The sequence below is a fragment of the Clostridium sp. Marseille-Q5894 genome, from assembly GCF_946902305.1.
Taxonomy (GTDB): Bacteria; Bacillota_I; Bacilli_A; order Erysipelotrichales; family Coprobacillaceae; genus Thomasclavelia.
Genome location: NZ_CAMPPT010000009.1, coordinates 127,110 through 148,024 on the forward strand (window position 1 = coordinate 127,110; position 20,915 = coordinate 148,024).

A 20,915-nucleotide genomic window follows, 5' to 3' on the forward strand; every position below is an offset into this window, starting at 1 on the left:
ATGAGAGCTACACATTATAAACTAAAAATATTAACTAAATATGAAAAATAGACAAAAGTTGGTATAACTTTTGTCTATTTTGTTTATTTTTTGTGATTTTACGTATATAATTAATAAATATAGAAAGAGGGATAATCGTGAGTGAATTTTTACCAGTAAATCGTCAAGAAATGGAAGCAAGAGGCTGGAAACAGCCTGATTTTGTATATATATGTGGAGATGGTTATGTTGATCACCCATCATTTGGGGCAGCTATTATTTGTCGAACTTTAGAAAGTCATGGGTTTAAGGTTTGTTTTTTGGCTCAGCCTGATTGGCACAACGTTGAAGAGTTTCGTCAGTTTGGTAAACCGCGACTAGGATTTTTGATATCATCAGGAAATATTGATTCAATGGTTAATCACTATACTGTTGCTAAAAAACGTCGTCATAAAGATTTATATACACCGGGCAGTGAAGGGTTTAAGCGCCCTGATCGAGCAGTGATCGTTTATAGTCAGATGGCACGTCAAGCTTATAAAGATGCTAATATTATAATCGGTGGTATTGAAGCTAGCTTAAGACGCTTGGGACATTATGATTACTGGGATGATAAGGTTCGTAAATCAATTATTATCGATGCTAATGCTGATCTACTATTATATGGGATGGGTGAAAATAGTATTATTGAAGTGGCTGAAGCTTTGGATAGTGGTTTAGAAATCAAATATTTAACTTATTTAGATGGAACAGTATTTAAAACTAAAAATCTTGAAGATGCTCATGAACCAATCATGTTGCCAAGTTTTGAAGAAATCTGTAAAGATAAAACTGCTTATGCAAAATCATTTCAGATTCAGTATTTAAATACTGATCATTATAGTGCTAAAACATTAGTAGAGCCATATCAAGGCTGGTATGTGGTGCAAAATAGACCTAATCGACCATTAACGCAACGGGAATTTGATCGCGCTTATTCATTGGATTATAACCGAATGGGACACCCTGATTATAAACATATTCCAGCTATTGATGAGGTTAAATTTTCATTGATAAGTAATCGCGGCTGTTTTGGCTCTTGTAATTTTTGTGCTCTAGCTTTTCATCAGGGACGAATCGTGCAAACTCGTTCACATGAGTCAATACTTGCTGAAGCAAGTAAAATGGTTTGGGATCCAGAGTTTAAGGGATATATTCATGATGTAGGCGGACCAACTGCTAATTTTAGACAGCCGGCATGTAAGAAACAAAATAAGTTTGGAGCCTGTCCGACAAAACAGTGTTTATGGCCCAAACCTTGTAATAACTTAGAAGTAAGTCATCAGGATTATAAAGAATTATTAAATAAGTTGAAGATGCTGCCTAATGTAAAAAAAGTTTTTGTTCGTTCTGGGATTCGTTATGATTATTTAATGTATGATAAAGATGATAGTTTTTTTCGAGAATTAGTTCAAAATCATATTAGTGGTCAGCTAAAAGTAGCTCCTGAACATATTAGTGATCAGGTCTTAGATAAAATGGGTAAACCGCGTCGTGGTTTATATGAAAAATTTGTTGATAAATATTATCGTTTAAATGAAGAGTATCATAAAAAACAATTTTTAGTACCGTATTTAATGTCATCACATCCAGGCTGTACTTTGGAAGATGCTATTGAATTAGCAGAATATTTACGAGATATTCATCATCAACCAGAACAAGTTCAGGATTTTTATCCAACTCCAGGAACTCTTTCAACAACAATGTATTATACTGGTTTAGATCCTCGTGATATGTCAAAAGTATATGTACCTAAATCAGCTAAAGAAAAAGCAATGCAAAGAGCATTGATTCAATATCGGAATCCTAAAAATTATGATCTAGTATACGAAGCCTTGATCAAAGCAAATCGTCGAGATTTAATTGGTTTTGGTAAAAAATGTCTAATCAGACCCAGAAAAAATAGTCATCAACAAAATTATCCAATAAAAAATAACAGCTATCAAAAACGGAGGAGATAATCATGAAATACAGTGAAACTTTTACATCGACAACTAAGACGCATGTGAATTTTGATATTTATCTTCCTACTGTAATGATTCGTTATAAAGCAATAATTCAAATTCATCATGCGATGGGGGAACATTTGGGACGTTATCAGCGTTTTGCTGAGTACTTGGCACATGATGGTTTTGTTGTAGTGGTTAGTGATTTTCCAGGTCATGGGATGTCATTATATAATTATGAACAGGGGTATTTTGGTTTTGGGGATGCGACTAAAAATTTGGTTGAGGATATGCAGCGTCTTAGAAATATCATGGCTGCTAGATATCCTGATCTACCATATTTTATGATTGGAAATGAATTAGGTTCTATTGTTTTGCGTAAATATGTGTCGATTTATGGTGATTATGTACAAGGCTGTATATTTATGGGGACTTGCGGAAAATTCAGTAACATAAATCTTAGCAAAATATTATTGAAAGGTGATATATTATTGAAGGGAAATATGCATCGTTCAAAAATCGTTAAGAAAAAAATTATTAAAATAGAATCGTACATAAGTGCTGATACAAATGAATTAGAGCAGTATTTGCAGGATCCTTTTACTGATTTTATTTATACTAATCAGGCCTATAATGATATTTTAAAGTTAATTAAAGAAGTAACTGCATATGAGACAATAAAAAAAATACCTAATTATTTGTCTGTTTTGATTGTTTCGGGATCAAAAGATGTTTTTGGTAAATTAGGAAAAGGACCTAAGTGGTTTTATGATACGCTTTTAAATAATGGTGTAAGAGATCTTTCAATCAAATTATATGAGGATAGTTATCATGATATTTTACATGATCAGCAGCGTCGAGAAGTGTACAAGGATATTTTAGAGTGGTTTAATGATCGAACGTATGTTTAGAACCCTTATAGTTGGTTGACAAAAAACCACTATAAGGGTATTTTATATATGCATAAAAATAAAATATAGATATATAATAATAAAATAGGCTTGACTATGTTCAAGTCTTTCGTTGTTTATATATTTAAAATTCGGTGGATGAAGGAGTAAATTATGACAAATAAAGATATGGATAAATTAGTGAATCATGCTAAAACTTCGGGATTTGTTTATCAAGGATCTGAAATTTATGATGGTTTAGCAAATACTTGGGATTATGGACCTTTAGGGGTAGAGATGAAAAACAATATTAAACAATTATGGTGGAAAAGATTCATTCAAGAATCGCCATATAATGTTGGTTTAGATTCTGCAATATTCATGAATCCTAAAGTTTGGGAAGCAAGTGGACATGTTGGAGGATTTTCTGATCCATTGATCGATTGTAAAGAGTGTAAAACAAGACATCGAGCTGATAAATTAATTGAATCATTCGATCCAACAGTTCACAGTGAAGGCTGGTCAAGTGAAGAAACAGTGAAATATATTAAAGATCATAAAATTGTTTGTCCTAACTGTGGAAAAAGTAATTTTACTGATGTTAGACAATTTAAATTGATGTTTGAAACAAGAATGGGGGTTGTAGAAGATGCTAAATCAACAGTGTATCTACGTCCTGAAACAGCTCAAGGTATTTTTGTGAACTTTAAAAATATTCAAAGAACGACTCGTAAAAAAGTTCCTTTTGGAATTGGACAAATTGGTAAAGCTTTTAGAAATGAAATTACACCAGGTAACTTTATTTTTAGAATGCGTGAATTTGAACAAATGGAATTAGAATTTTTCTGCAAACCAGATACTGATCTAGAATGGTTTGAATATTGGAAAAGTTATTGTAAACAATTCTTAAAGGATCTAGGTTTAAAAGAAGAAAACTTACGTTTTAGAGATCATGATAAAGAAGAGTTATCTTTCTATTCTAAAGGTACTTGTGATGTTGAATATAATTTCCCATTTGGCTGGGGAGAATTATGGGGCATTGCTGATCGTACTAATTATGATTTAACACAGCATCAAAATCATTCTAAAAAATCTTTAGAATATTTAGATCCAACTACTAACGAAAAATATATTCCTTATGTAATTGAACCTTCAGTTGGAGCGGATCGTTTATTCTTATCAGTGTTATGTGATAGTTATGAAGAAGAAACGTTAGAAGACGGTGAAACAAGAATCGTAATGAAGTTACATCCAGCTGTAGCTCCATATAAGGTAGCAGTTTTACCATTAACTAAAAAACAAAGTGATAAAGCTGTTGAAGTGTATAGTATGTTGGGTAAACATTTCAGTTGTGAATATGATGTTGCTGGACAAATTGGTAAACGTTATCGTCGTCAAGATGCGATCGGTACACCATATTGTGTAACTGTTGATTTTGATACGATGGAAGATAATAGTGTTACGGTACGTGATCGTGATACGATGGAACAAATTCGTTTATCAATTGATGAATTAGTGGATCATATTAGTAAAAAAGTTATATTCTAATAAGGAGGAGCATAGATGCCAAGATTATCAGCAGAAAAAATTAATGAGATCAGACAAAGTGTCGATATCGTTGATGTCATTGGTAACTATCTCTCTTTACAAAAAAAAGGACGTAATTATGTAGCTTTATGCCCGTTTCACGATGATAGTCATCCTTCGATGTCAATTTCACCAGAAAAACAAATTTATATGTGTTTTGTCTGTCATAATGGCGGGAATGTTTTTACTTTTTTAAAAAATTATTTGAAGATTTCTTACATCGAAGCTGTAAAAATGGTTGCTTCGATGGGGAATGTCGATATTAGTGAATATCATCTTGAAAAAAGAGTTCAGCCTGTTGATCAACGATTAGAGCCGTTGTATAAAATGCATGATGAAGCTAATAAGATCTATAACCATTATTTAAATACTAAATTAGCTTTGGAAGCTAAAGAATATTTGACTAATCGCGGCATAACAGATGAAATTATTAATACTTTTGAAATTGGATATGCACCTAGTAATGATGTTTTATTAAAGGCATTTGAAAAAATGAATTTTGATAAAGTAGTGATGTTTGAATCTGGTTTGATCATTGAATCTGGTAAAGGATATGACCGTTTCACTAATCGAATCATGTTTCCATTATATGATCCTGGTGGCCGAGTAGTAGGATTTAGCGGTCGTATTTATCAGACGAGTCAAAATGAATCTAAATATATGAATTCACCCGAGTCAGATATTTTTATCAAAGGTGAAACACTATATAATTATCACCGAGTGATTGAAGAAACGAGACAAGCTGGTTTTGTAATTGTTACAGAAGGTTTTATGGATGTAATTGCTTTGTATAAAGCGGGAATAAAAAATGCAGTAGCAATCATGGGAACAGCTTTGACAAAAGGACATATAAAATTATTGAAACGTCTTAGTAAAACCGTCTATCTTTGTTTAGATGGTGATCAAGCGGGAAAAAACGCAACTATTAAAAGTATTGATATTTTATTGCAAGAGGACTTTACTATAAAGGTTATTGATTTACCGGATAATCTAGATCCTGATGAATTTTTGGATAAAAAAGGCAGCGATGAATTGAATGCTTTAATTAAAAAGCCGATATCGTCATTGGATTTTAAAATGAATTATTACTATGAAATGACGAATATGGATAACTATGAAGATCGTAAAAAATATTTGGAAACGATTGTTAAAGAGATAAGTAATCTTGATGATATGATTGATCAAGATTATTATATCCAACAATTAGAAAAAAAATCTGGTTTTTCAAAAGAAACGATCTTAAAACTTGTAAATAGTAAAACGAGTACCAAGATCAAACAAACAAATGATTATATTCCCTATCAAAAAAGTGTTCGCTTAATTGATAAATATGCAAGAGCGGAACGAGATTTATTATATTATATGATGAATGATAAAAATGTCGCAATTATGTATGAAGCAAAAGCGGGATTCATGTTTAATGATACTTATCGAATCATTGCTTCTTATATAGTTGATTATTATCGTCAGGAAGTCGTTTTAGAAGTTGCTGATTTAATTAGTAGTATTGAAGATGAGAATCTTGTTAAAAATATAGTGGAAATATCGCAATTAGAATTGCCTAAATTAGAGGATACAAAGGCAATTGATGATTATATTGAGATAATTAAAGAAAATACTGTAAAAGTTAAAATAGAAGAATTGAAAAAAGCTTTAAAAGATACTTTTGATCCTAAGCAAAAAGCTCAGATCTTAAAGGAAATCATAGCATTAAAAGATAAGGAGTAGTGTATGAAGAAAAAAAATGTAGCAGCTGTATCATTTGATGATTTAAAGAAAATTGTTTTGGATGATGCAAAAAGTGGAGATGGGATTTTAACACAAGATCAAATTGATAATTATTTATCTACTTATGATTTAAATGATGATCTTGCAGAAGAATTATTAGAATTTATTGGCGAAAATGATATTATTATTTCTGATGATGGATTAGACGATATAGATGTTGAAGATGATTTATTATTGGCTGGTGTACCAGGAAATTTAGATGTAGATCTTGATATAGATGATGATCTAGGTTTAGATGATGATACTCCTGATTTAGATTTTGCTGGTGATTTCGATATGATGACAGGAGATACACTTCATATGTATCAAGTTGCTGATGCTGATGCTGAAATGGATCAAAATCAATTAGGAAGTAATGTTAAGATCAATGATCCGGTAAAGATGTATTTAAAGGAAATTGGTCGCGTTGAATTGTTATCACATGATGAAGAAATCGATTTGGCGAAAAAGATTTTAGAGGGTGATGAAACTGCCAAAAAAGAATTAGCTGCAGCTAATTTACGTTTAGTTGTTTCTATTGCTAAAAGATATGTTGGTCGAGGAATGTTATTTTTAGACTTGATTCAAGAAGGTAACATGGGGTTGATTAAGGCTGTTGAAAAATTTGATTATACAAAAGGATTCAAATTCTCGACATATGCAACCTGGTGGATCCGTCAGGCAATTACAAGAGCGATTGCAGATCAGGCAAGAACGATTCGTATACCAGTTCATATGGTTGAAACAATCAATAAATTAACGCGAATTCAGCGTCAATTGATTCAAGAATTGGGGCGTGAACCAAGTGCTGAAGAAATTGCTGAAAAGATGGACGGAATGACACCTGAAAAAGTTCGCGAAATTCAAAAGATTTCATTAGAACCAGTTTCTTTAGAAACACCTATAGGTGAAGAAGATGATTCTCATTTAGGTGATTTTATCGAAGATGAGGGAGCTATGTCACCAGATGATTATGCAGCAAATGAATTACTTAAAGATGAGTTAAATGAAGTTTTACTAGAACTTACAGATCGTGAAGAAAAAGTATTACGTTTGAGATTTGGTCTAGATGATGGACGAACGAGAACATTGGAAGAAGTAGGTAAAGAATTTAGTGTAACTAGGGAAAGAATTCGTCAAATTGAAGCTAAGGCATTACGTAAGTTAAAACACCCTTCGCGTTCTAAAAGATTAAAGGATTTTCTAGACCGTTAAGATGAAGTTATCAAAAAGATTACAATTAATTGCCGATGTAATCATCAAATATAAACAAGGAAGTGTTTTAGCTGATATTGGAACGGATCATGGGTATTTGCCTTGTTATTTAGTAGAAAATAAAATTATTGCAAGTGCTTATGCTTGTGATGTGGCTAAAGGACCGCTTGAGTCCTCTAAAGAAACAATCAAGCAGTATGCGTTAGAAGATCGCGTTTTTCCAATGCTTGGAAGTGGTTTGAATCCGATTTTAAATCGTAAAGTTGATATGATCAGTATTGCCGGAATGGGTGCCTATTTAATTTGTGAGATACTAGATGAACATCGTGAATATTTAAGAGATGTAAAAGTATTATTTTTACAATCCAATGCTAATAACGATCATCTAAGAAAATATTTATTTGCAAATGACTGGATCATCATTGATGAACAGATGGTAAAAGATGCTGGACATATTTACGAAGTTATGGTAGTAACAGCAAGAAAGAATAAAGCAATTACTTATAATCAAAAAGATGAAGAGTTTGGACCTATCCTGATCAATAACCAAACACCATTATTTAAAGAAAAATGGCAAAAACAGTATCAGGTATATAAAAGAATTCAAAATACATTGTCTCAAGATCATCCCCGTTATCATGAGATAGATAATAAGATGAAAATGATAAGAGAGGTATTACATGATTGCTTATGAAATAATTAATTACTTAGAAAATTATTTTCCATTAAATTTACAGCAGCCATGGGATAAATGTGGAGTACAAATAGGTGATATCCATCAAGATATTAATAAAGTTATGATTTCGTTAAATGCGGATCTACAAAGTTTGCAATTAGCTATTGATAATGATTGTCAAATGTTGATTACTCATCATCCGTTTTTCTTAGAAAAAATTGATAATTTAAGTTTTGATAATCATCATGGTAAATTTGTACAATTAGCGATAATTAATAATATTATTGTTTATAGCCTGCACACTTGTTTAGATCAAGGAAAAGATGGTATTTCCATGAATGACTGGTTGATCAATGAATTAGATGTTCATGATGTAAAATGTTATGATGATATTAAAGTTGGTAAACAGGCAATTTTAAATGTCCCTTGTTCAACAAGCCAATTAGTATCTAAAATTAAAGATAAATTTAATTTACCAGTAAAATATGCTGGTAAAGAAAAAATGATTTCTAGTATTGCAATATGTGGTGGCAGTGGTGCGGAAGACATTGAGCAGCTGGCAGGTAAAGTTGATGCCTATATTACGGGGGATACTAAACATCGTCATGCTAAATATGCGATAGATCATGATATTGTTTTGATTGATGTTCCTCATCATATTGAAGTAATAATGGAAAAAAAGCTTAAAGAATTATTGAAAAATAAAAATATTGAAGTATTAACAGCAAATATTAATGATTACTATATATACTAGACGATCGTCATGATCGTCTTTTTAGTTAAAAATTTTACTACTCTGTGTATGATTTTACTACTTTATAGATGTTATAATATTATTATATAAGAATTTTCTTATATAATAATTAAAGAAAGGGGAAAATGAATGAAAAAATTTGTAAAATTATGCTTAGCTGGAATCTTATGTTTAAGTACTGCAGTATCTTCTAATTGTAGAATCTGGGCCCAAGAAGATAGTAAGATCACAAACATTACAGCTGAGGGGAAAAGTAGTAGTGGTCATGAACCTGCGTTAGCAATCGATGGAAATATAAATACTTATTATATGACACCATCTTCTAATTCGATGGATGACCATTATCGAAATATTGATTTAACACTAGATGGGTTATATGAACTTTCTAAAATTAAAATCTATAATAATGAAGGTTCTTATAATCATTATCAAATTTATGCATCTACAGATGGTGTTAATTATGATAAAATTGCTTATAAAAATGATGATGCGATGGCAAATGCCAATGGTGATGAGTATATAGTAGATGTTGAGGCAAGCCATATTAGAATCAATTTAAGTTATAATTCTAACCAAATGGAAGGAAACTTAGCTGAAGTTGAATTATTTGGCGATAGAATTGGTGAAGCAGTTGATATAGAAGATAAAATCAATGAAGTTGCCAATTTTGAAGATACTGAGTGGGCCGATGAGTATCAAAAAGTTGCTAATGATCAAGAATATGCTAATAATAAAACAATTAAAGAAATGTCAGCATTAGTTGGTCGGGTTATTGGTGATGAGTGGCAAGATTCTTTTATTTTTGAAATGAGAGATTCTAATGATGACAAAGATATTTTTGAGATAGAAAATGGCGCTAATGGAAAGATCATTATTCGCGGAAATAACGGTATTGCCATGGCTTCAGGATTTAATCATTATTTAAGATATTATTGTAATGTTGATTACAATCCAGTTTTTGTTTCACAATTAAAGATGCCAGAGACATTACCACAATTAGATAGTAAAATTGTAAAAGAAACGCAGTATGATTATCGATATGCCTTAAATTTCTGTACTTATTCATATACAATGGCCTTTTGGGATTGGGATGATTATGAAGTCTTTTTAGATTGGGCAGCAATGTCAGGAATCAATACAATGTTAGATATTGTTGGTCAAGAAGAGGTGATTCGTCGTACTTTAAGTGCTTATGGATATAGTGATGATGAAATAAAAGAATATATTTGCGGACCTGGATATTTTGCCTGGTTTTATATGCAAAACATGACTAGTTATGGTGGGAAGTTACCAAATAACTGGTTTGAAAATCGTGTTGAGTTGGGACGTAAAATGCATGATAGAATGCAAACATATGGCATTACCCCAGTATTAAGTGGCTTTTCAGGACAAGTACCAACTAATTTCAAAAATAAATATTCTGATGTCCAATATGTAGCTCAAGGAAACTGGTGTGGTTATGAAAGACCAGACATGCTTAGAACTTATGTAGATAACGGCGGAAAAGATTATTTTTCAGAAATGGCTGACATTTTCTATCAAGCACAACGCGATACTTTTGGGGATATAACTGATATTTATGCAGTTGATCCTTTCCATGAAGGTGGCAAAATTGGGGATATGAATTATACTAAAGTATATGAAACTGTCCAAAAGAAAATGATGGAAAATGATGAAAATGCAATTTGGCTAATTCAAGAGTGGTCAGGAAGTATTGCCGGAAATACTAGTAAATTAACAAATTTAGATAAAAATCATGTTATTGTTTTAGATTTATTTTCTGAAGTTAGTCCTAGAAATTCAGCATTAGAAGGGGCAAGTACACCTTGGATCTGGAATATGCTTCATAATTTTGGAGGACGGATGGGGTTAGATGCTAATCCTGAAAAAGTATCTCAAAATATTCCTAATACATATCAAAATAGTAATTATATGGTGGGAATTGGAATGACACCTGAAGCAATTGAGAATTCACCAATGGCTTATGAATTGCTTTGGGATATGACTTGGAGCAAAGATCCAATTGATTTTAGACAATGGAGTCAGGATTATGCAAAAAGAATCTATGGTGGAACTAATGAAGATATCGAAGAGGTTTGGAATATTCTATTAGAAACAGGTTATAATCGTAAGGATAGCTACTATCAAGGAGCACCAGAATCAGTAATCAATGCGCGACCAACAACTAATTTTACTTCTGCATCTTCATGGGGACATAGTACTATTAACTATGATAAAGAAAAATTAGAACGCGCAGTATATTTATTAGCAAAAAATTATGATGAATTTAAAGATAGTCCAGCATTTATTTATGATCTATCAGATATTACTAGACAATTAATTTCAAATTCAGCTCAAGAATATCACGCAGCAATGGTCAGTGCTTATCAAAATGGTAATTTAGCAGAATTTGAAATACTATCAGATAAGTTCTTAGAAATGATTTTATTACAAGACCAGATCTTATCAACGAATTCAGACTTTTTAGTTGGAAACTGGATTGAAAAAGCAAGAACGATGTTAGATGATAGTGATGACTGGACAAAAGATTTATTTGAATTTAATGCTCGTGATCTAATCACTACTTGGGGTGGTTTGAAAAATGCCAATGGTGGTGGTCTTCGTGATTATTCAAATCGTCAATGGGCTGGAATCACAAAAGATTATTATTATCCAAGATGGCAAAAATGGATCGAGGATGTAAAAACAGCTATGGAAACAGGTAGTGCTGTTGCTACCACAAATTGGTTTTTAATGGAATGGCAGTGGGCTAATGAAAAATCTGATGAAGGCAATGATTATAGCACAACTCCAGCTAATTTAGATTTAAGTCAATTAGCAATGAAAGCCTATAATGATTATTCAATTTCAAGCCTAAAACAATTAGTTGGTAATGTAGAGGAAAAAGAAAATATTGCATTAGGAAAGAATGTCAGTGCTTCAATTAATAACCTTGTTTCTAATCCAACTACTAATTTGACAGATGGTAACAAAGAAACAGCCTGGGTTGGTGAAAGCAATGTAGCACAATTTGATTTAACTGTTGATTTAGAAGAAGAATCAAGTATTGATGGCATGGAAATTGCTTTAAAACAGGTTGCCGGAGGTTTCCCTTATAGTTATAAAGTAGAAGTATTTGAAAAAGGTGAATGGAAAGTTGTAGCCGAAAATAATGATGGACAAATAACAAGTCAAACTTTAATTGATTATAAAGGAATAGCAAGTAAAGTTAAATTTACTTTTACAACAACTGATACAACTATTATCCCTGAAGTAACAGAATTACTTATTTATGGTAAAGTAGCCCAAAAGGTTAATTATAAAAATCTTGCTGCAGGTATTCCAGTAACAACACCTGAAGGAGTTACTGATAAAATTACTGATGAGAATACAAGTTCACTATGGGTAAGAAATGGTGATAAATACCCTGCTTTATTAACACTTGATCTAGGTGAAGAAGCATACGTAGATGTTTTAGAATTATATTTTGAAAAACCAGGTTTAAGATATCAATATGATGTTGTGATTGAAGATGCTAGTGGTAATCAAACAGTTATTCAAGATAAATCTGATAACACAGAAGATTTAGCAGGTATGTATAAATTACCAGTTAATCAAATGGTTCAAAAAGTTTATGTTAACTTAAAAGCTAGAGCTCAAGGTGGTGAATTTTATTTAGCCTGGCCAGCATTAGCGGAAATCAAGTTATTACAAGAAACGGAACTTGAATTTGAATACCAAAATATTGCTTATGGTAAACCAGGACATGTAATTAATAAGAATTCTTATGATACTAGCAAATTGACGGATGGTTCAATTAGCGGTTTAGAAAATGTTGGACATGATGATTTTCCAACTACTTTCCAAGTTGATCTAGGCAGTGATCAGTTTATTGAAGAAGTAAAAATTTATTTTGAAAAGCCAGGAATCAGATTTAAATATAAGGTCGAGGTTGAAGATACGTCTGGTAATAAGACGGTAATTATGGATATGACAGATAATCTTGATGATATGCAGTCAGAATATACGATTCCTGCTAAGGTAAGTGGTTCTAAAGTTAATGTAGTTATTGAAGGAAGAGCGCCAGGTGGTAGTTTCTATTTGGCTTCACCAGCAATGACAGAGATTGAAGTATTCGCTAAACCAAGTAATGTTATTAGTGATAGTGAAATTAGTGCCAATATTTCTTTAAGCGATGAACAAAAAAAGGCATTAGTTGACAATGATAACACTACAAGTGTCGAATTTGATAGTAATGATGAAAAAGAAATTGTTTTTGCTTTTGAAAAACCAGTTGATATTTATGCTTATGAATTATATAAATTAAGTAATGAAGCTCTACAATATAAAATCGAATATTTATCAGTAGATGACAGTGAATGGTCTGTTTTAATTGATGAAAGCAATAATTTAAAAGACAGTAAGAAATATGTTGAAGAATTTAATGCTGTATTAGCTAGCAAAATACGTTTAACAATTTATAATGATAGTGCTGAAATTTCCGGATTTAATGTTTATCGTCATGATGCAACGATCGAATTGGCTTCTTATATCACTACGTTAAAGAATAATTTAGCTAAGTTCACGATTGGAGAATATGCGGGAGATTATGCAGCAGCTGCTAAACAAGTATTAGAAAATATTATTGGTGATGCTGAAAGTAAACTTGATAGTAATATTAATTCTTTAGAAGTGTTAGAGGAACAAGAAAAGTTAGAAAAAGCATATAATGAATTTTTAAGATCTTATATAAGCATTGATAGAACACCTTTATTAGTAGAATTAGATGAAGTAAACAAGTTATTAAAATTAGAAAGTCTAAAAGATAATGAAAATTTAAATGATGCTTATGATAGTGCTAAAGCCATTTACAATACATACAAAGTAACTCAAAATGAATTAGATGCATGTAAAGAAACTTTACAAGCAGCTAAAGAAGAGGCGTTATCGTTATTATCTAATCAAGAAATATATCAAGAAAAATTAGCTGTAGCTAATAAATTGATTGAAGATACTGAAATTGGTGAATATAATGGTAATGTTTCTAAAGAAACGATGGATAGTTTAATAAATGCTGTTAATAAAGCTGAAAATGATTATGTTAATGTAAATACTGCAGGTGATTTAAATATAATTATTAGTGATTTGATCAATGCTATTGAATTATTTGAAAACAATAAGATCATTGTAGATAAAACAGCTTTACAAGAAGCAATCGACAAAACAAATAAACTTAATGAAGATGATTACACAAAAGAATCATGGCAAAAAGTTGATGAAGCATTACAAATGGCTAATAAAGTTAATGAAGAAAACAGTTCATTATCAGAAGTAGAAAATGCTAAAAATGCTTTATTAGAAGCTATTGATAATTTAATAGATGCTGATTTAGAAGTAGAGACAAATAAAATTGCATTACAAATGGCTGTAGATACAGCTAATACATTGAAAGCTCAAGGAGCTTTAGACAATGTCGTACCAGCTGTCGTTAATGAATTTGAAGCTGCTTTAAAAGAAGCAGCAGAGGTTTTAGCTGATAAAAGTGTTAGTCAAACAACAGTTGATACTTCATTCTATCGTTTAGCTAATGCGATTCATATGTTGGAATTTGTAAAAGGTGATAAGACTGCTTTAGAAGCCTTGATCAATGAAGCAAATAATTATGTAGAAGAAAACTACACCCCAGATTCATGGACAGCATTCAAAGAAGCCTTAGATGCAGCAATTGAAGTCATGAATGATGAAAATGCTTTAGAAGCTGATGTAGTAGAAGCGTTAAATAACTTAAAAGATGCCATGACAAGCTTAGTGATCAGAGTTGATAAGACAAGATTACAAGAAGCATATGACAAAGTAAATGGCTTAGATAAGAGTCTATATACAGAAGGAAGTGTTGCCAACTTAGCTAAACCAATGGCAAATGCTAAAGCCGTATTAGAAGATTCAAATGCAACACAAACAGATGTAGATAATGCATATGAAGCATTGATAAGAGCATACTTAGACTTAAGATTGATTCCAAATAAGGATTTATTACAAGGATTGATCAATAAAGCAAATAGCTTAAATGCTGCAAATTACAGTGCTAAGACATGGTCAGTGATGACAAAAGCATTAGATGAAGCTAAAGCAGTATTAAATGATCCAGAAGCAACACAGGAACAGGTAGATAACGCAAAAGAAGTATTAACGAAAGCAATGGCCGGATTAGAAGCAAGTAATCCAGTAAAAGCCGGTGATACAACAGCAAGTGTAGCTACTGGAGATAATGGTTTGATTGGTATTTATGCAAGTTTATCAGTTTTAGCAGTTGCGGGATTAAGTTTATTAAGAAAAAAGAATTATTAGAAAATTGTATAGATTTTAACTCGATGAGAGATGATTAAAAAAAGAGATTTCATTGTTTAGTAAGAAATCTCTTTTTTACACTTATTTTAATAATTTAAGTAATTTTTATGGGAATGTCAAGAAATTTGTGTAAGTAATTTTATTAAATTGTCAAAGAACTATAGAAATGACTTATATCGAGTATATATAGGTCATTTTATTTTTCTAAATATTTTTGATTTTGTTGAAAATCTATCATCCATCATTAATTGATTCATAACCATTGCCCAATTTTCGACCATTTTTTCTGATAATCAAGAACTCTAAATATAACACTTTTAATACCGCTGTCTCATTTGGAAATGCTCCTCTTTTTTTATGACCTTCTAAAACTTGAATTGACATTTTCAATTGCATTGGTTGTATACATAACTTTTCTGATGGCTGATCCATAATCAAACAGCTGTTCTACATGAATGTTCCTTTCCATACATCAACGCTTGATTTGTTTACTCATTTCTGAATGTTAAATGTTTTTGCCGCCTTTAAACTAGGAGCTTCCATAAACTTTTTTCACGATTGTAAATCGCTTATAATCTTGCTTGGGACATATTTAATAGAATTCTTATAAGGTGGACAATACATCTTTGTACCACAACATTGGGTTGCTTTCGCACCATCTTCAAGTCCACTAACACCATCCATAGATATAAAGAAAATCTTCCAATTTCTGCTTTGATTTCATCAAAAATCTGCATCCATTTATGCTTGCTTTTGTCTGCCATAACCCCAGTTTTTCCTTGTTTTATGTCATGCCTAAAATACATACAGCATATTTTTACTCATAATCATTTTCTACTGTCACATATAAACAGTCAACAAATAAGAATGCATAACATTGAATAGTGGTCGGTTTGCCAGTTTTCCAGTTCAGAATGATAGCATCAGTTATATCGGAAATCATTTCATGAGAAACCGAAAATCCATAGATATCTTCAATGTGTTGATATTCCTTTGAGACATTCCTTTGCATACATTGAGATGACTTTATTTTCAATGTCTCGAAACATTTCTCGTTTCTTAGGAATAATTTGAAAATCCTCCCTGTTCTAGGTATAATATCTAATTCTCTCTTGATGTTTTTATTTTTTAGGAGAATAACTCATTTCTTTCTGTTTAATGTCTTTTTCTTTCTTTACTGTTAGATTTGCATAACCAAGATGGTTGTTCATTCTCCTGAAGCATTGATTCAAAGCCAATGGTCCAAAATATCTTTTAAAGCTTCATCCATATCCTGTGCTGATTGTGGATTATAAGTATCAATAATTTGTTATTATTGTTACTTGATCTTCTTTTATTCTTGCCATATTTCATTAATTCCATATTTTTAATTTTGATAATAAGAAAGTGTGTAGCAGTATATAACACATATTACTTACTTACACACTTTATTTTACACTCCCTATTTTATAAACTATTTAATCTTTTGTTTAAAAATCAAATAATTGAATAAATTTTGCCATAAAGATTTAGATTTAGTTTGCTTTTCTTTAACTTTTATTTCTTTTTTTTCAATAGCTGCAATTTTGATAACAAATTGAACATTATTGACATTTTTTTTCAAAACAGCGTGTTTTTTGTTTTTTCTCCTCGTATAGAAGAAAGTATCTCATTAATTTTATTTTCATTTCGATGTACATTTTTGAAGTCTTAGAGTTTAGTTCATGAACCCATTATTTAATTCTTATTCCCTCAATAAGCTGTATGCAATATTTGATAACCAGAAACAAGATTATTTGAACTATTTTAATTTCTACTACCAGAAGCTAAAGAAGAAATGCTCTTTATCATTTGATTATATCCAAAAATAGTTACTCCATTAGTATAATTATTTATTCCTTTATCAAATTCTTTATAATTGACAACAAATTTCGATGCTAATTCTGACATTTTGTGTTATTATATACTAAGAGTATTTATGAATTCAGATATTGCAGAAATAAATTTATTATATTCATTTTCTAGTGAAGTTATAATGCATATTAGCATTAGCACATTATATAAAATAAAAACAATACCATCCAGTCAATTAAAATTAATAAATGCAACAAAACAGTTAGAATAATTTGATAAAATTATATGCAAGTTATTCTAACTGTTTTATTATTATATAAGGAGTTAGACATACGAAAAAAGAAAGGGTCATCTTTTCCCTTTCTTTTTCAAAAAAAAAACGTATGTTTGTACAAGATTAGATAACATTTCAAACCTTCAATTTCAACAATTATTTCAAGATTCATATGACCTTGATATTTCATCTCTTGCTCTTACAAATCAAATGTACATGCGGTTCTACTGGTCATTTTCACAGACATGCGTCTATCCCGTTATTTAACTTTGATTCTGACATACTATTTTAATTTCTATCGTTAGAATAAATGCGAAAGCTGTAACTGTACTCATGTTTTTTTATTAGTATTATCATTTCTACCGGATTTTGTCCAACCCTGTATAATAAAAAATAATCCAGTCCTATCGCAATGTCATGATTCTTTCTGTTATTTCTAAAATAACTGGTTTTTCTAGAGAAATCAAAAAAAAATTGCCTTTTATATTAAATTTCACAGAACGTCCACTTCTTTTTGGCTTTTTGGTAGGTGTGACTTTGAATGTTTTGATTTCATAATAAATTATTTTTCAGAATATCATGTTATGTTTATGCAGCATATTTCTCAACTAAAAATATGATCATTTTTACATGATTTTTTCCATACTTTCCTTTGAATAAAAATTTCACTTGTTATATGGTTAGTCATGAGGTGCATTCTATATGAATAACAGTAAAAAGAAGATTTAAAACATTCAAATTGCACTTTTGTATGAACTGATCGTCTCTGTTCTTAATGAAACATATCCTGACCGTTCTGCGCTGCAGTACTTCACAAAAAGAATTACGTCTACTGTTTCGGTATCCTGACGGCACTTCAAAAAGAATTCTCCGACTGGTATTACTGGTATGACTTGCGGGAGTGATTTTTAAAACATGCCAACAGAGACAATTCATTCCACGCAAACTGACCAAAGACAAAAATAAAATCATTGATATGAAAGCAAACAATCCAGATGCAGTCAAGCACTTCCATTTATCTAAAACTGATAGAAGATGGCGATATATTGAAAAAGATGTATCACTTTCAACAGAATCAAGATTTATTGTTCAAAACCCGAACTTAACTGAATATCTGTTGAAGATATAATTCTTTGAAATGGAACATTCCAATGACATGTGGCAGATGGATACTACTTACTGTCTATATTAACGATGACAGCGGGCATAAGCTTCAGAACATATCTGATCATGATATTGATGATCATTCAAGGATGATTGTTGGTTATGGATTTTTCTCGAAGACAATGAGTAAATGTTCAAACCGTATTAAAGAGAGTTGTAACTAAATATGGCATACAAAAGAATTTTTACTGACAACGGCACACCGTACAAGAATGAACAGTTGCCACTTATCTGTGCTCAGCTGCAGATTCAGATAAGTCGTGCAAAATCTTTCATGGCAACCAGAGGAAAGGTGAGCGGGCCTTAAATCAGTAAAGGAACAGTGGATGTAATACTGATTTCAGCCGTTTAAAGTATCGAGGATATAGATGCTGCTTTTGGTATATATGTCAATCAAAAACAATTCTCCACATGCATCATTAAACGGTTTTGTATTTATGGATGATTCAAACTTAATCAGGAGAATCGATTCAAATTTACTTGAAAAGATATTTTTCATACGGCAAACAATGATGCCAATCAGATCAATACCAGAATTTATGAAACAAAACAGAATATATCGGCACAAGAATAACAGTTAAATACAAACCGGATAAGCAACGTTTATATATATGAAAATGACAGTTATATAGAAATCTTTGAAGTCAGAAAGTGACAATTCCAGAATAAAAGAAATAAACCATTATTTGCAAGGATATCATGATGAAGGATAAGATTTATTACGGACTTGAATTCAATCCGTTTGAGGACAGCCTGATATAGAAATATCTACAAATGATTTTAAAGAAGCACTTGGTCGGCTTAATCATCTGAAAGATGTCGAAATTGACTTTCAGAAGTGGAACTGGCAAGACATTTATCATGAAAAAATGTGCACAAAGAATAACTATATGCCAATGTCTACATTGACAACGATTGAATTTTATCGTGAGCACAGTCAGCTTACGGAACCACAGCATAAAAATAGATATGAAATATCAGACATATAAAAAGTACTGTCGATGAAAAAGGATCGAATCATCTTGAAGCTCAGCTTTAAAACTGATATTCTTAATGATCTATAATGAAAGCAATTTTTGATTCAAATAATATGTAATTTGATCCTGTCAGGAACACCAGTATTAAACACACTGGTCAACAGAGCTGTGCATGAAGCATTGAAGATGAATTGTAATTCAGTATGAAACTTCTGGAATGAATGAGAAAGATATCGAAAGGTATGTCAAAAAAGCTAAAAACAGGGCTGATTAGATGCGCTCAAGGCATTATTAAGCCAGGATCATCAAGAGTAATTTATTGACCCACTGTAATAATAGACGCTGAAAAATGGTAATCGATAATGAAACAAATGGAGCAAATGAAATCGGATAAAACAATAAGATATAACTGCAGATAAAAAAGCAGGTGGAAATGGAAATAAGAAATAAAATCAATGAAATACAATTCAGTATAGATGGAGCAGGTATGACATATATTTAATTCAGTTATTGATTGGTATACCAGAGATTGTATCAAGTCCATTAAGTACGTTAATTTATTTTTTGGAACAGTGAAAGGATTTATCATGCACAGCATAATTATTGGTGTAATGATTGCAGAAGGATTAAAATTTAATGAAAATGCAGTGTAAGCCGCATTTTCACGTTAAAGTATAAAATAAAGTGTGATATTGTCTAAAATAGATAACATTTAATCATGATTTTACATTTAATACTGTCTAATTTAATCGAAAAAAGTTAGTTAAATTAATTCGAAACACTACATTGCCAACATATGATTATTTTCAAGAACGATCAGGATATTGAAGTTTTGAAAAAGATATGAAGAGTCATCCGAAAATATCACTGAATTTCGTAGTCATAGATCAAATGAATGAAGAGTGCATATGATATTTATTTTTAAAAGCGAATATCCTAAATAATATGAATATTTTTTTATCGCGGTAGTTGAAACGATATCTGAAATATATTGACGATTTTTTTCAATGGTCAATGCATCTTCAAAGAGAGGAGAAGTGAAGAAATATGGACATGATGAATGAGGCATGATAAAAGAAGCAGGCAAAAATAAAAAAATGAGTCATTACGGTATGTTCAGGATTCAAGTATCGACATCAATTTGCCATTATGAAAAGAGATATAATGTCTCTGATAGACTGAAATATTTGAAGGAAGATTACAGACGATGCATGAGTATGTAAAGATGACAGCTCCAAATGATGAGACAGTAGAATTCGAAATCATAGTGAAAAAGAGGTTCATTATAGAATTTATTTTGAGAATCAAAGCTGACTTGATATTGAGTATAAAATCGTATATATAATTTGTATCATCAGTATCAACTGACGATTTAAAAGGGACAGTGTTGAGGGTGAGAAGCTTTAACGGGCTTTTTCTTTCTTTTTCCTTTCATAATATTGATCGATAGATATCATACACTATTC

The 20,915-nt window shown here is 31.1% G+C and carries 9 protein-coding genes and 1 pseudogene; 8 read left to right on the forward strand and 2 right to left on the reverse strand.

The genetic code is table 11. From position 1 onward, the window contains the following. The first annotated feature begins 134 nt into the window (after positions 1-134). The 8 genes from OC535_RS12955 (at position 135) to OC535_RS12990 (ending at position 15,201) form a co-directional block, all read left to right on the forward strand. Positions 135-1,979, forward strand: a complete 1,845-nt coding sequence (locus OC535_RS12955; protein ID WP_498824016.1) for a YgiQ family radical SAM protein — start codon at positions 135-137, stop codon at positions 1,977-1,979. A 2-nt stretch (positions 1,980-1,981) separates the two neighbouring features. Further along, positions 1,982-2,875, forward strand: a complete 894-nt coding sequence (locus tag OC535_RS12960; protein ID WP_024722295.1) for an alpha/beta fold hydrolase — start codon at positions 1,982-1,984, stop codon at positions 2,873-2,875. Positions 2,876-3,025: 150 nt separating this feature from the next. Beyond that, entirely contained in the window at positions 3,026-4,402 is a 1,377-nt protein-coding gene (locus OC535_RS12965; protein WP_498824017.1) for a glycine--tRNA ligase, read from the forward strand. Positions 4,403-4,417: 15 nt separating this feature from the next. After that, positions 4,418-6,169, forward strand: coding sequence for a DNA primase (gene dnaG / locus OC535_RS12970; RefSeq protein WP_498824002.1), 1,752 nt, complete (start codon positions 4,418-4,420; stop codon positions 6,167-6,169). Between the two features lie 3 nt (positions 6,170-6,172). Continuing rightward, on the forward strand, positions 6,173-7,423 hold the full coding sequence (gene rpoD, locus OC535_RS12975; RefSeq protein ID WP_024722293.1) for an RNA polymerase sigma factor RpoD: 1,251 nt from the start codon (positions 6,173-6,175) through the stop codon (positions 7,421-7,423). Between the two features lies 1 nt (position 7,424). Beyond that, the gene (locus OC535_RS12980; protein WP_227053506.1) at positions 7,425-8,117 is read left to right on the forward strand and encodes a tRNA (adenine(22)-N(1))-methyltransferase; all 693 of its coding nucleotides are present in this window, start codon (positions 7,425-7,427) and stop codon (positions 8,115-8,117) included. Then, positions 8,104-8,853 carry a Nif3-like dinuclear metal center hexameric protein gene (locus OC535_RS12985; protein ID WP_498824003.1) on the forward strand — a complete coding sequence of 250 codons (750 nt, stop codon included), beginning with the start codon at positions 8,104-8,106 and terminating at the stop codon, positions 8,851-8,853. The genes OC535_RS12980 and OC535_RS12985 overlap by 14 nt, the downstream gene beginning before the upstream one ends. A 129-nt stretch (positions 8,854-8,982) precedes the next feature. Further along, positions 8,983-15,201 carry an alpha-N-acetylglucosaminidase TIM-barrel domain-containing protein gene (locus OC535_RS12990; RefSeq protein WP_498824004.1) on the forward strand — a complete coding sequence of 2,073 codons (6,219 nt, stop codon included), beginning with the start codon at positions 8,983-8,985 and terminating at the stop codon, positions 15,199-15,201. Between the two features lie 191 nt (positions 15,202-15,392). Here OC535_RS12990 and OC535_RS12995 read toward each other — a convergent pair. Both OC535_RS12995 and OC535_RS13000 read right to left on the reverse strand, forming a co-directional pair. Next, positions 15,393-16,507: pseudogene (locus OC535_RS12995) on the reverse strand (IS256 family transposase). 479 nt (positions 16,508-16,986) lie between these two features. After that, positions 16,987-17,130: a hypothetical protein gene (locus OC535_RS13000; RefSeq protein WP_498824005.1), complete on the reverse strand. Its 144-nt coding sequence runs from the start codon at positions 17,128-17,130 to the stop codon at positions 16,987-16,989. Between the last annotated feature and the right edge of the window lie 3,785 nt (positions 17,131-20,915).